Raw genomic sequence first — 13,732 nt, forward strand, 5'->3', positions numbered from 1 at the left:
CTCGCGACCTGGACCGGCGCCTGCATCACCTGCCACCAACGCGTGAAACCGCTACACCTCAACAAACGCCGCCGAACCTAACAAAGCACTACTAGCGCCCGTCCTGACCGACTGACTGACTCAGATTGACGCCGCTGGGGAATCAGACTGAGGGCTGTCTCGCCGATAGCCCCCGGACTACGCCTGCCCGGCGCCATCCCGCTCGTCTGAGCGTGAGCTCACCTTGACAGAGCCGCCCGCCCGGATCAGTTCACACAGAGGCAGAAGGGGTGACCTGCCGGGTGGAGGAAGACCCGGAAGGAGGTACCGGGGTTGGTGTGGGTGTTTGGTTGCGCCAAGATCGAGCACTGCCGCCTCGGCGGCGTCGAGGTCGTCAACGATCACATCGAGGTGCATCTGCTGGGGAAGCTCCTGGGTTGGCCACACCGGCTGGCTGTACCCATCTACCTGCTGGAAGGAGATGCACTGACCGTACTCCGCGCGGACCTCAGCCCAGTCGGACGAGACGTCAACCTTCCAATCCAACATTGCGCCGTAGAACCTTGCGAGTGCACCAGGATCGGAACAGTCAATGACGATGCTGGGGAAGCGAGCGATGGCCATGCCGGCCATGGTACGAGCGGTCGCGGACGATCCACCCCCGGCGGCGCGACGTGCGGCGGGGTGGCCCGCCGAACGTCGCTCATGCCGCAAACCGTGCGTTCGTCTTGATTTGCCACGGAGCGCTCGTCGCCGAGGTGACCGAGGGTGGCAGGCCGAGCGGCCGCTGTTAGGACGATTCTGGTCAATGGGCCGGTGCGGGCCGGGGGCGAGGCGACAGGACCTGCTGCACTTCCCCGGTCACGAGCCCTCCAGTCGAGTTGCTGTTCGTGCAGAAGCCAGGTGGAGGCTGTTGGGATTCGTGCCCACAGTTCGCCGGGCTTGTGGCCCAGTGACCGCCGGCCTTGGACGGCGCCGGCCAGGTTGACCTGCCACATCGGTTGTCGCCCTTGGTGGTGAACCAGACGGTGTCGTCCGCGTAGTGACCTGGCTACAGGTTTCCCGATTCCGGCCAGCTCGACCAGTGCGTGTTGGGAGGCATGCTGGGCGCGTACTTGCCAAGGTCGCCGGTCGCTAGGGCATCCGCGACCTGTTGGAAGGCCTCAGACTCGCTGGGACGTAGCCCGCTTGCCACGTCGGGATGGTTCCACTGGTCGAGCCGAAGAACTTCGGTCGAGACTGTGCCACAGGTCGCCCAGATCGCCGTCCGGGATCGCGACGCGGAACGGCCCGATGCTCTCCTCGGCGGCTCTCGTCATGTCGGCGCAGTCTAGGGCCTACCCGTCAAGCCGACTCCTCCCGGGCAGGCCGTACCGGCCGTTGACCGGCGTCCGATCCGTTTCCGGAGCCGTCACCCGTAGAGGGAGCGGGCTCCCGGGCTGTTGCCCGTGAAGCGTTGCCCCATGGCGATCTCGTCGCCGACCACTGCCCAGACGGTCTCGTCGTCGCAGAACGGGAGCGGGTCACGGCTGCTCGTCTCGTGACGGATCCGCTCGACCTCGCGCTCGAGTCGCTCGAAGCCGGCCACCTCGTCGCCGCCGCTGAAGCTGAACTCGTCGAGCAGGCGCTGGAACCGCGCGGTGACCTGGACGAGGGAGGAGACGTCCGTGTGAAGTTCCTGCACGGTCTCCTCGTCGGCGCCGAAGGCGTACACCCTGCCGGTACCCGGATCGAGGGCGAGGTGGGCGTTGAGCAGCCAGCCGATGACGGGCCATTCGCCCGCGTCCTCCGAGGCGTCCTCGAAGTCCTCGACGTCGACGACGTCCTGGACGAGGGGCAGCCGGCCGGCGTCCTCGCCGGACCCGCGCAGCCAGAGCGTACCGGTGGGGACGCCGACGGTCTGCAGGAGGCGGGCGCCGCCGGTGCCCGCGGCGGCGGCCGGGAAGGCGGTGGCGGGCAGGGACGAGAGCCGGTCTTCGCCGAAGATGTCGACGAGTTCGCTGCGGGTGATGTCGAAAAGCACTGCCGGAACTCCAAACTCCCGGCGGCACGGGCGCCGCGGACGTATCAGTGGGCGGAAGGGATCACCACCAGGGTCGCCCATGCCGTTTCGTACCGTCGAGCTGGTGCTCTCTGCCCGGGCGTCTCGCTGCCCACCGGTCACTTTTTCGGCGCGGCCGTTCAGCGTCCGGTCGTCTGGAACCTCCGGACCGCCGCTTCGGGAGCTGGATGAGGTACCTGTCGCCGCCCGGCTGGTTACTCTCCTCGTTGACGACCACCTGAGCGGCTCCGAACCGGACGAGTGCGCTGTCCCCTTCCAGCGTGCCGGAGCCGGACGTTGTGCGGCAGCTGAGGTGAGCACTTTGATCGCCTCGCGGGGCCGTGGTGCCGCGGCGAAGCGGTACCTGCCGCCGACACCAAGATCGGAGGACACGACGAGGGTGGGACAACGACCGACGAGCCCCCGCAGGTCGTTCATTGCTCGTCGTGCGCCGTCACCGGCGTAGGTTCGGAGGAATTCGGTCCCCACCCACAGGTCGTCGGGACCCGCGTCGTGGCTGAGGGTGGCCACCGCCATCGCCGACGGTGTCCCGGTCAGCCGCGCGGCGGACAGCAGCGGGACCATGGCGTCTGAACAGGACGCTGCGGCTCCGGCCAACCTCCGCAGAACCCGGCCGCGGCTGGAGCGACCCCGCTGGAAGCGGCCACGGCGGGCGGTACGGCGAGCACCCACCAACGCCACGCGGCCCGCATGCTCTGGTATCTGAGGGCCAGGATCCCGGCATGCAGGTCGGCCGTCTGGTGGACGCGGTCGGTGAGGGCTTGCCGCAGGTAGGCATCGAGCGGGCAAGGCCACTGGGGACGTCTGCTGTCGTTCCGGTCGATCAACACCTGGCGCTGGCGGCGTCCGATCTATCTGCGGGAGATTCCAAGGTTCATGTCACTCCGCGGGTCGTCGCCCATCCTCGTCTTCCCTCAATGCTCAGGCCAAGATCATTAAAGGATTTGTGCCCGAGCGAGCAGAGGTGCGTTGCGGTTGTCCGCGTAAACCAGTTCGTATCCTTCGGCCATCCGCTCGGTCGAAAAGTTCATGCTGACGTGCTCCCGGCAGGCCCGCTCACTGAGGCGGGCGGCGTCGTGCAGGGCCTGTGGGAGATCGCTGGGGTCGTCCCGGACGAAGCCCGTGACGCCGTCCTGCACCAGTTCGGGCATGGCTCCCCGATTCAACGTCACCACCGGCGTTCCGGCAGCCATCGCCTCGATTACCACCATCCCGAATGGCTCCTCCCACTGGATGGGCATGATGAGGCACCTGGCGGACAGCAGGAGCCGTGCCGTCGCCGCCCGGTCCGGGTTAAGGATCAGTTCCACGTCCGGGCCAAGCATCCGCTCGACCACCGTGCGGAAGTACTCCTGCTCAAACGGCTCGACGCACTTGCCGGCCAGCACCAAGGGCAACCCGGCCGCCCGACATGCCTCGATTGCCAGCTCGGGCGCCTTCTCGGCGCTGAATCGGGCGAGCCAGAGCACCGGCCCCCCTGCCCGGCCGGCCGCCGAGCCGGTCGGCCGATCGTTCAAGCCGTCGAGGACCATACCGTTGTGCACGGTGCCGTACCAGGGCAGTGCGGGGGCCAATCGGCGTTGGGCGTCGGAGATCGCGACCAGCCGGACGCCGGAGGAGAGCGAGCGCAGTACGTCGCCGTACTCGTCGATCGGGCTACCATGCACCGTCGCCACCGTGGGGACGCTCCGCCGCTCGGCCGTGAGCGGCCCGACCACGGTGTGGTCATGCACGACGTCGAACCCGCCGGCCTCGATCATCCGGTTGGCTCGGGCGACGTGCGCTACCTCCGGCAGGAACTCGCCGAGGCGCTCAATCTGCGGCTCCCCAACGGTAGCCTCGAGTCGGGCCTGGGTACCGGTCTCCGCGCCGGCGCCGAATAGGGTCACGTCGTGCCCCCGATCCACGAGGGCATCCACCAACCCGGCAACCACCTGCTCTACACCGCCGTAGCCCGGCGGAGGGACCTCGTACCACGGCGGCACCAGCATCGCAATTCGCAGTGATCGGCGGTTTTCGCAGGCTTTGTTCCTGCTCGCCATTGCTTACCTCCCGCCCGTCGCGCATTCGCCGCCCGGCAGAGCTGTGCGCGGCGGACCGGAGGGGCCGCCTGGGCCGGGCCTCAGGGGCTTCCCCAGGACCGACCCGTTCACTCACTCTGGTTGCTGGCTGATTGATCGGTGAGGTCGGTGTCACCCAGACGAGGCCGTCGCCCGGGCTGTGCGGAGGCTTCCGGAGCGGACCGCGATTACGTCTAGCAAAATACCGACTGACCGGTCGTTCAGTATCTGAGTATCCACGGCGGCGCCAACACTGCTGGCGAGACAATGCGCAGGCCATCTGGGGTGGGGCAAGGCTCCACGCCCGGGTCCTGCAGTGGAACATCATGGATTTCGCGCTGGCGATTCGGCCTTCGTGTGCGTGCCCCTCGCCGACGCGGCGCATTTGGCACTTGCTTCCGATCACCCAGACCCTGCCCGCCGGCGCCGCGCCGCCCACATACTGCGAGGCGCCGGAGTCTCCTGGTAAGTCGTCGCTCAGCCTGGCTGAACTGGTCCCGCCACCTAGGCATCCGCTGGGAACCGCGACAACGTCCACGAACCCCTTTCTCAGCCTCGCCTGCGCCCTCATCTGCTGCGCCCACTCCAAACGGTAGGACTTCGTGGCACCGTTACGGTGCCGCGCGAGGCTAGGGCTACGCCGCTCAGCCTTCCATTCGGTGGAAGTGTGCGCCGCGCCGACCGACTTGGACTGGGAGGATCCCCGCTGTCGCAGGTAGATCGACAGGACGACCATCGAGGAGACGGCCAGTAGTTCCGATTGCCAGTTCTGCAGTGTGCGGTTCCAGAAGTCGGGCTGGAGTAGGTACTGACCCCACGACACCGGGTCTTGCAGGTTGCCGAGCTGCTGCTCGTTGTACGCGGCGACCCCTGCCATGGACTGGGCCAACCACGACGCCATGAAGATTGCGCCGAAAACCAGGCCCAGCGAGTGGGAGTACAGCGCCTGCCGCAGGCCACCGACCCGGGCCCATGCTGGCGAGGTGGCGGGAACATGCGCGCCGACCAGCTGGTCCTCGTCCGACTCGCGGCCAGCCTTGTCGAGTTCCTCGGACTCCGGCGAGCCCTTCTGCAGCAACCAGGCGGCAAGGAAAATGTAGAGGAAGAACTGCACGTACTCCGATTGCCAGTTCTCGGTGACGTTGACGGCGAAACTCCCCGACGTGAGGTAGCGGCCGAGCGAGATTGGCTGCAGGCCTTCGTTCAGTTGCTGCCGGTTGAAGTCGGCATTTCCGGCGAAAGCCTGGCCGACCAGCGCGGCGAGGAACAGCAGACCGAACACCAGACCGAGGGAGTTCTCGCGCAGGAACTTCCTCACCGATGCAGCACCCCCAGCACGCAGAAGTAGGTCAGGCCCAGTGCGATCACGAACAGCATCAGCGCGAACTGGGATCGCATGACTCAATCTCCCCGCAGCACACAGTCGTAGGGCCCGTCGCTGCGGGTGGTGCACCGGGCGGCGACCACGCGCCAGCCAGTGGGGAAGACGGCGAGGAAGACGGTCTCGCCCTCGAGTCGCACCTACGTCCACTGGCCGTACACCTCGCTGGCGGAGACCGAGCCCGGCCCGGGCAGGTCCTCGTCCAGGATCGCCTCGGCACACGGCTTGTCAACGGAGTACTCAAGCTCGGCTGCCGTATCGGGCGCGAGCAGAGAGCAGGCCGCGGCCCCGTCCTTCTCGGCGACGGCGGTCAGCATCCGCACAGCGACGCCAGCCGCCGCGTCACTCCGGGCATTCACCGGGCCACATCCCACGGTCACTACTGCCAAGGCCGCGCCCACCACCGCCGGCACGGTGCGGTGCACACCTCCGCCCGGCGCGCCCCGACCCGTAATCCGATCACCAATCGAGCGCAGGCGAAAGCTCTGGGGCTGCGCCGCAGGCGGGCGCGGATGCGGATGCGGATCGCGGGCGGTGCGAGCGCTGGGCTGGTCAGGCCGACAGCGCGGGAGCCGGCTGCCCTGGACGGCCAGCCCGGCTCTGGTGCACGGGTGAGCGCTCGGGCGAGGGGACGCGGTGACAGGATGCCGAGCGGGGTCAGCAACACCGGGAGCGCGAAGCCGCCAGCTCGACCGAACACTGTCGGGAGGAGGCGCCATGCCCCATCGTTGATCGCCCCACTGCCTCCTCCAAGCCGATGATGGGCGTTGTCCCTCCATATCAAGGGCGCCGCCACCGTCTCCGTCGGGCTGGCCGAACACACCCTCGGCGCGTCATGCCTACGGGCCGTGCTCGACCTCTCTCACCTGCCGTCCTCTGCGCCCCGTCGTCGATCGAGGGTGAGTGCGTCTGCCTGATTCACAGTGACGAGTATCCGGTCAGTCGCTGGTACAGGCGGTCGAATCGCACCTTCCCGTCGAATGACACTACTAACCGGCCACCCAGCATGGTCAGCCGCCCGCCTGGTCAATCACTGAGCGCAACGATCCAGACACCGGCCAGCACCCAGCGTCACGGACCGCGATTCACCCCGCCAGTTCTTCGCGGAACTGCGGATCCCGCGACTCCTCCATCCACGCGGGCGAACGCCTCCGCCCCGCAGTCGGTCGGTACGAGCGATCAGTCTTGTCGTACTCGCGGTCCTGCGTACCGCCGCGAGCGCCCACGGTGCGGCAGACCACAGCGGGCGGCCAGTCCGCCCGTCGGGCTCGCTGTCGCCCGTCGTCTTCCACGGCGCGACGACGTCGCCGGCAGTGGGCGGGCGCAGGACGGCCAGCCTGACCTCACGCTGAGTATCAGTCCAGGCATTTTGCCGGAGAAGTGCCCCTTCGCGGGGATTCAAGTGCTTAGGATCGTGAGCGTCTTACCGACCCGGGTCTGGGAGCGAGTCATGGCAAAGCCGGCGAGTCTTGGGCCTGCTCCGAGTAGTCAACCGGCGGTTCTGGCCCCGGCGGCGTTCGGTGGCTATCCGGGGCCACTTCGTCGACCGGTGCCGGGTAACACCCTGCTCAGGCTGCTTGCCACGACCGATGCCAAGCAGATCGGCTTGCTTTACCTGATCTCGTCGTTCTTCTTCTTCATCGCCGCGGGCATCGAGGCGCTGCTCATGCGCGGCGAGCTCGCCCGCCCGGGGATGCAGTTCCTCTCTCCGGAGCAGTACAACCAGCTCTTCACCTCGCACGGCACGATCATGATGTTCCTGTTCGCCACCCCCCTCGCCTTCGCGTTCGGCAACTATCTCGTACCCCTGCAGATCGGCGCGCCTGACGTCGCCTTCCCCAGGCTGAACGCGTTGGCCTACTGGCTGTACCTGTTCGGCGGCCTGATGGTGCTCGGCTCCTTCATCACCCCGGAAGGTGCTGCGGACTTCGGATGGACGGCCTACCCGCCGCTGAGCCAGGCTGCGCACACACCAGGGGTTGGCGGTAACTTGTGGGTCATTGGGTTGGTGCTCTCGGGCGTCGGCACCATCCTCGGGTCGGTCAACCTGATCACCACCATCCTGACCCTGCGTGCCCCGGGGATGACGATGTGGCGGATGCCGCTGTTCACCTGGGCCATGTTGATCACCGCGTTGATGGCGATCGTGGTGTTCCCGCTGCTGTCGGCGACGCTTCTCGCGCTGCTGTCCGACCGGCTGCTCGACAGCCACATCTATGACGCGACCACCGGTGGTCCTATCCTCTATCAGCACCTGTTCTGGTACTTCGGCCATCCCGAGGTCTACATCGTCGCCCTGCCGTTCTTCGGCATCATCAGCGAGGTCATCCCGGTCTTCTCCCGAAAACCACTGTTCGGCTACAAGGGCATGGTCCTCGCGCTGTGGGTGATCTTCTTCTACTCCCTGAACGTGTGGGCGCACCACATGTTCGCCACCGGCCAGGTCCTCCTGCCCTTCTTCTCGGCGACCACCTTCATCATCGCCGTGCCCACCGGGGTGAAGTTCTTCAACTGGATCGGCACGATGTGGAAGGGCCAACTCACCTTCGAGACCCCGATGCTGTTCGCCATCGGGTTCCTCGTCACGTTCCTTTTCGGTGGCCTCACCGGCGTGCTGCTGGCCAGCCCGCCGGTCGACTTCCACGTCCACGACAGCTACTTCGTCGTAGGGCACTTCCACTATGTGCTCTTCGGCACCATCGTTTTCGCTGCGTTCTCGGGCGTGTACTTCTGGTTTCCGAAAATGACCGGGCGGCTGCTCGACGAACGGCTTGGCAAGGTCCACTTCTGGACCATGTTCGTCGGTTTCCACACCACCTTCCTGGTCCACCACTGGCTGGGCAACCGCGGAATGCCTCGCCGCTACGCCGACTACCTTCCGCAGGACGGCTTCACCACCATGCACACCGTCTCCACGATCGGGTCGTTCGTGCTCGGTGTGTCCACCCTGTTCTTCATCTACAACGTCTGGAAGTCCTGGCGTTTCGGCGCCGCCGTCTCCGTCGACGATCCTTGGGGATACGGAAACTCCCTGGAATGGGCCACCACCTGCCCGCCCCCGCTGCGCAACTTCGACCGCATGCCCCGCATCCGCTCCGAACGCCCCGCCTTCGACGCCAAGTACGGACCCCTGGTCGCCAACCTCGGCCGTGACCTGCCGCAACGCGCCGCCAAGCCGCCGCAGCAACTCCACGACGAACTGCACCGCGAACGGCATGTGCCGGAGTCGCCCAGTGTCGAGGGCGCCCACGGCGCCGAGGCCGCGGCCAGATACCGAGGGATTCCGCAGTCCGGCGCCCGCCCCGTCGAGGTACCCGAGCCGGACGAGACCCGCCGCCCGAGCTTCGAGCGGACCACGGAAGCCGACGAGAACCCGCTGGACTCTCAACGGAGCGAGCAGGCGCCGCCTCAGTGGCGCCATCCGGGCGATGAGGACGGCGAGAGAACGTGAGGGAGCGGGTCACCACTGCCCGGTCGTGAGCGCAGACGCGATCGCGACAGCGACCGCTAGACCGATCTGCACGGGCGCTGGGCCGAGGGTGTAGAGCAGAGCGTTCCCGATGAGGATTCCGATTCCCACGCCGATCAGCGACTGCGCGGTTCGTCGGACCCGCTGCCCGATTGTGGCGACGATCGTGCCGACCGCCGCGGACGGAGCGAACACCGGCGCAGGGTTGCCCAACACGTCATGCCCGATGACCCAGGACAACGCCGCAGCCAACCCTGCCTGCACCGCGATCACCAGGATGACGTACGTCAGGCGCCGCCGAACCCGCCACCCCGACGGCCACGCTCGCGGGCCCGCTCTCCCACCCGCAGGGCTTGTTGGCTAGGGCGTCAAGGTCGTCGGCCGGACCGGGCGCGCGCTCCTGGGCAGCAGTCATGCGGGTGACTACCCGAAGCAGGCGTCAAGAAATCAGCAGTAAGGAAGCACGGTGAACATCTGCGGTTGCCGCAATCCGATTCGAGAGGTCCGGGGAGAACGACACCGAGTCCGTCCAGTCCCTGGCAGCACGATCGAAGGTGCCACCGGGGCCGGCGGAACCGCTCGCCCGCGCCGCATTTACCTGCTGTGGCATGCGCTTGAGCAGCGAATCCGAGGTTGGCGACCCTACAACATCTCCAACGGTTGCGGGCCGGCCGGCGGCGGGAACGCCGTGTCGAGTGCCGCCACTTCCTCCTCACTCAGCTGCAGGTCGCGAGCTTCCGCGTTCTCCCGGGTGTGTTCCGGGTTGGACGATCGAGGGATGGCCGCAAGACTCTCCTGCCGCAGTAGCCAGGCCAGCGCCACCTGAGCGGGCGTGGCCCCGTGCCGGGCGGCGACCTCCGCGACCTGGGGATGGCCGAGCAGTCGGCCCTGCTCGATCGGCGAGTACGCCATCACCGGGATTCCGTGCTCGCGTAGCCACGGCAGCAGGTCGTACTCGGGACCCCGGCGGGTGAGGTTGTACAGGATCTGGTTGGTCGCGCAGGAGTTCCCGCCCGCCTCGAGTAGATCCGTCATGTCAGAAAGATCGAAGTTGCTCACGCCCCACTGCCCAATGTCGCCGGCGTCGACGAGTTCGCCGAACGCCTCGATGGTCTCCGCGAGTGGATGCGTGCCCCGCCAGTGCAGGAGGTAGAGGTCGATGTGGTCGACGCCGAGTCGTTGCAGGCTGCGGCGACAGGCCTGCACGGTTCCCCGTCGGCTGGCGTTGGACGGCAGCACCTTATCGACCAGAAGGACGTCGGCGCGTCGCCCGATGATCGCCTCGCCGACGAGTTCCTCGGAGGCGCCGTCACCGTACATCTCCGCAGTGTCGATCATGGTCATGCCCAGGTCGAGCCCGGCGCGTAGGGCGGCAATCTCGTCCTGCCGCCTCCCGGGGCGCTCGCCCAGATACCAGGTCCCCTGGCCGAGCACGGGCATGGTCTGGCCGGACGGTAGCTCGATCGCGGCGGCAGCGAGGGTCATGTCGACCTTTCCGGAGCCTGGGTACCAGTGGTTGCCTGCGTTACCCACTACGACAGGCAGCACACCTCGGTGCGGACCTTTCTCCGCGCAGGCCCTCGCTGTGCAGCGGGAATGTGCCCGACTGTCCGCCCTCGAGCGGCGTTCTCCGGCCTGTTTCCCGGTGCCGGCACCGGGAAGGCGACCGCGAGCGAACGATGCGCCGCCGACGGGGCGGCGCCGCGAAGGGGGAGGCCGCAGAAATGGCGCAGAGCCAGCAGCCACTGACCGGCAAGCGAGTCGCTTGCCTCGCCGCCGACGGGGTGGAGGACGTGGAGTACACCCAGTCCCGGGCCGCCGCAGAGCAGGCGGGGGCCGAAGTCCACCTGATCTCATTGGATTCCGGCGAGATTCAGTCAATGAACCAGGACATCAACCCGGCTAACCGCTATCGGGTGGACCGGACCGTGAACGAGGCCAACGCGGCCGACTACGACGCCCTGCTGCTGCCGGGCGGGACGGTCAACCCCGACCGGCTCCGGATGAACCCGCAGGCGATGGACTTCGTCCGGGCGTTCTTCCAGCAACAGAAGCCGGTGGCAGCGATCTGCCACGGCCCCTGGTCGTTGGTGGAGACCGGGATGGTGAACGGCCGGACAGTCACCTCGTTCCCCAGCCTACGCACCGACATCCGCAACGCGGGCGGGAACTGGGTGGACCAACAGGTACAGGTTGACAACGGCCTGGTCACCAGCCGCAGCCCCAGCGACCTTCCGGCCTTCTGCGCGAAGATGGTCGAGGAGTTCGCCGAGGGCAGGCACGTCCGCCAGATGGCGACAGCCTGACCCGGTGGGGGCTCCAGGCCGGGAGAATCAGCCCGGCCCGGAGCCCCGGCCCGGCGGATATCCCGCCAACCGATCTTGGCCCCGCCTGGGATGCTTTCGCCCTCTTCCACCGGCCGACCTTGAGCAGCAAATCGCCCGTGCCGCGGCCAAGGGTGCGACCAACCGCGAAGGAGCACCGCGGTTCGCCCTCCCTCAGCCGGATGGTGGCGGAGGGCGATGGGTGATGCGGCGGGTCACCCCAAACTGGTACAGGCCGGCGCTGGTGACGGCGTAGAAGGCGGGCAGGAGGAGGAAGATGGCAAGGCCGACCAGCGGCGTCACCAGGTAGCCGAGGACCCCTGCGAGGGCGTACAGGAGGACTCCGGCGAGGGCCCGGATCCGTTCGACGCGGAAGAACCTCTGCTGGACCTGTTCCTTCAGCAGGTCGGGGTGCCGGGCCAGGTAGTGGTAGAACGCCAGCCACGTCGCGCACAGGGACGCGCCGATCAGCGCGTAGAAGGCGATGCCCACCCGCTGGTCCGCGTTGTCGTGCTCCTGCAGGGCGTGCGACACGACGATGGTCGGAAACGGCAGCAGCGCCGTGGTGAACAGCACCAGAAGGTTCATCCAGTGCAGGCCGCGATCAGTTTGTTGGATGCGGTTGAATGCCGCCTTGTGGTTGAGCCAGACGACGGCCACGTACGAGTAGGACGCGAGATAGGCGAGGTATGCCGGCCACTGGTTGAGCAGTCCGGACAGGAGGCGGCCGGGGGGGACGTTCGGCACCCGGAGGTCCAGGACCAGCAGCGTGATGATGATGGCGAAGATGGCGTCGCTGAACGCCACGGCACGGCTGGTGTCCGACCTCGTGCCGAGGTCGGTTTCTGGCCCGCTCACCGAGCACGGCTACCCGAGGGCGTCCGCGGCAAACAGCCGGTTACGGCCGCCAACCATGCGAATCAATAGTGCGGATCAATAGTGCGGATCATGGCTTAGGCGGCGTAGCGGAGGGCCACAATCTGGGTGCCAGGAGCTCCTGGCATCTCGGACAAGCCGGCATCACGGGGCACGAATGAAGGCTGTTGTCTACGACGGACCGAAGACGGTGAGCGTGAAGCAGGTGCCGGATGCCCGGATAGAGCGACCGACGGACGCTCTCGTTCGGATCACCACGACCAACATCTGCGGCTCTGACCTGCACATGTACGACGGACGCACGGACATCCATCCGGGCCGGGTGCTCGGGCACGAGAACCTCGGCGAGGTGATCGAGGTCGGCGACGGAGTCGATCTCGTGAAGGTCGGCGACATGGTATGCCTGCCCTTCAACGTCTCGTGTGGCTTCTGCGAGAACTGCAACAAGGGCCTCACCGCATTCTGTCTCGTGGCCAACCCCGCGCCCGGCATGGCCGGTGCCGCCTACGGCTACGCGGACATGGGCCCGTACAACGGTGGCCAGGCGGAGTTGCTCCGGGTGCCGTGGGCCGATTTCAACTGCCTGGTCCTGCCGCCGGACGCCCGCGACGTGCAGCGGCAGCGCGACTACGTGATGCTCGCCGACATCTTCCCCACCGGCTGGCACGCGACCCGGCTCGCCTGCGTGCAGCCCGGCGACAGTGTGGCGATCTACGGCGCGGGGCCCGTCGGCCTGATGGCCGCCATGTCCGCCACCATCCAGGGAGCCGGCAAGGTCATGGTGGTCGACCGCCACCCCGACCGGCTGCGCCTGGCGGAACAGATCGGTGCCGTCCCGATCGACGACTCCAAGGGATCGCCGGTGGACCAGATCAAGGAGCTGACCGGTGGGATCGGCGCGGACCGGGGCTGCGAGTGCGTGGGTTACCAGGCGCACGACCCCCAGGGTCAGGAGCAGTCCGGGATGTCGGTGAACAACCTGGTGCACTCGGTGAAGTTCGGCGGAACGCTGGGCGTGGTCGGCGTCTTCACCCCACAGGACCCGGGCAGCCCGGACCCCCTGCAGAAGCAGGGCAAGGTGCCGTTCGACTACGGCATGTTCTGGTTCAAGGGACAGTCCATGGGAGCTGGTCAATGCAATGTCAAGAACTACAACCGCCAGCTGATGAACCTCATCGCCGGTGGCAAGGCGAAACCCTCGTTCATCGTGTCCCACGAGCTGACGCTGGACGAGGCGCCGCAGGGCTACGAGAACTTCGACCGCCGAGTGGAGGGCTGGACCAAAGTGCTGCTGCACCCCGACGGTCGCGGCTGACTCGATGCGTGGATCCCGCGGTTGCGGGAAGCCAGCGCCGGGCCGACATCGGAGCCGTCATCGGTGCGACTGAGATGGGGATGACAAACTGGCGACCACCAAGCAGGGGTCACCAGCGCAACCGGCATGATCCTCGTGGCCGGCAACGACGACACGGAGCGGTCCTGGCACGCCGACCTGTCGATGGGATCGTCGCGAGCGCGGGCACGGGTGGAGCGGCTGCTCGCCTGCTCGCCCCTCGCTCTCAGGCGCAGCTGATCCGCCGT

Annotated in this window: 11 protein-coding genes and 1 pseudogene; 4 read left to right on the forward strand and 8 right to left on the reverse strand. The window is 67.3% G+C overall.

Features of this window, described 5'->3' with window-relative positions; genetic code table 11:
• Positions 1 to 177: 177 nt before the first annotated feature.
• The 5 genes and pseudogenes from ABZS80_RS32490 to ABZS80_RS32510 form a co-directional block, all read right to left on the reverse strand.
• Positions 178 to 603 (reverse strand): VOC family protein, encoded by a 426-nt coding sequence (locus ABZS80_RS32490; RefSeq protein ID WP_355061916.1) that lies wholly within the window; start codon positions 601 to 603, stop codon positions 178 to 180.
• 787 nt (positions 604 to 1,390) lie between these two features.
• Complete coding sequence (locus ABZS80_RS32495) at positions 1,391 to 2,002, reverse strand: SUKH-4 family immunity protein (RefSeq protein WP_355061918.1); 612 nt, start codon at positions 2,000 to 2,002, stop codon at positions 1,391 to 1,393.
• Between the two features lie 974 nt (positions 2,003 to 2,976).
• Positions 2,977 to 4,083, reverse strand: a complete 1,107-nt coding sequence (locus tag ABZS80_RS32500; protein ID WP_355061920.1) for a glycosyltransferase family 4 protein — start codon at positions 4,081 to 4,083, stop codon at positions 2,977 to 2,979.
• A 733-nt stretch (positions 4,084 to 4,816) separates the two neighbouring features.
• Positions 4,817 to 5,554, reverse strand: a pseudogene (locus tag ABZS80_RS32505) (DUF6766 family protein); the annotation flags it as partial.
• Between the two features lie 68 nt (positions 5,555 to 5,622).
• The gene (locus tag ABZS80_RS32510) at positions 5,623 to 5,799 is read right to left on the reverse strand and encodes a hypothetical protein (RefSeq protein ID WP_355061922.1); all 177 of its coding nucleotides are present in this window, start codon (positions 5,797 to 5,799) and stop codon (positions 5,623 to 5,625) included.
• Between the two features lie 1,133 nt (positions 5,800 to 6,932).
• Between ABZS80_RS32510 and ctaD the strand changes: the two genes are divergently transcribed.
• Complete coding sequence (ctaD, locus tag ABZS80_RS32515; RefSeq protein WP_355061924.1) at positions 6,933 to 8,933, forward strand: cytochrome c oxidase subunit I; 2,001 nt, start codon at positions 6,933 to 6,935, stop codon at positions 8,931 to 8,933.
• 9 nt (positions 8,934 to 8,942) lie between these two features.
• Here ctaD and ABZS80_RS32520 read toward each other — a convergent pair whose 3' ends face one another.
• Both ABZS80_RS32520 and ABZS80_RS32525 read right to left on the reverse strand, forming a co-directional pair.
• The gene (locus ABZS80_RS32520; protein ID WP_355061926.1) at positions 8,943 to 9,224 is read right to left on the reverse strand and encodes an FUSC family protein; all 282 of its coding nucleotides are present in this window, start codon (positions 9,222 to 9,224) and stop codon (positions 8,943 to 8,945) included.
• A 369-nt stretch (positions 9,225 to 9,593) separates the two neighbouring features.
• On the reverse strand, positions 9,594 to 10,436 hold the full coding sequence (locus tag ABZS80_RS32525) for an aldo/keto reductase (protein ID WP_355061928.1): 843 nt from the start codon (positions 10,434 to 10,436) through the stop codon (positions 9,594 to 9,596).
• Positions 10,437 to 10,675: 239 nt separating this feature from the next.
• On the opposite strand from ABZS80_RS32525, the gene ABZS80_RS32530 reads away from it, so the two are divergent.
• Entirely contained in the window at positions 10,676 to 11,257 is a 582-nt protein-coding gene (locus tag ABZS80_RS32530; RefSeq protein WP_355061930.1) for a type 1 glutamine amidotransferase domain-containing protein, read from the forward strand.
• Between the two features lie 192 nt (positions 11,258 to 11,449).
• Here ABZS80_RS32530 and ABZS80_RS32535 read toward each other — a convergent pair whose 3' ends face one another.
• The gene (locus ABZS80_RS32535) at positions 11,450 to 12,082 is read right to left on the reverse strand and encodes a TMEM175 family protein (RefSeq protein ID WP_355061932.1); all 633 of its coding nucleotides are present in this window, start codon (positions 12,080 to 12,082) and stop codon (positions 11,450 to 11,452) included.
• 226 nt (positions 12,083 to 12,308) lie between these two features.
• On the opposite strand from ABZS80_RS32535, the gene ABZS80_RS32540 reads away from it, so the two are divergent.
• Complete coding sequence (locus ABZS80_RS32540) at positions 12,309 to 13,466, forward strand: glutathione-independent formaldehyde dehydrogenase (RefSeq protein WP_355061934.1); 1,158 nt, start codon at positions 12,309 to 12,311, stop codon at positions 13,464 to 13,466.
• Between the two features lie 126 nt (positions 13,467 to 13,592).
• Complete coding sequence (locus ABZS80_RS32545) at positions 13,593 to 13,724, forward strand: hypothetical protein (RefSeq protein WP_355061936.1); 132 nt, start codon at positions 13,593 to 13,595, stop codon at positions 13,722 to 13,724.
• Positions 13,725 to 13,732: the final 8 nt, after the last annotated feature.

This window comes from Micromonospora sp. NPDC005305 (assembly GCF_040607315.1).
GTDB lineage: Bacteria > Actinomycetota > Actinomycetes > Mycobacteriales > Micromonosporaceae > Micromonospora.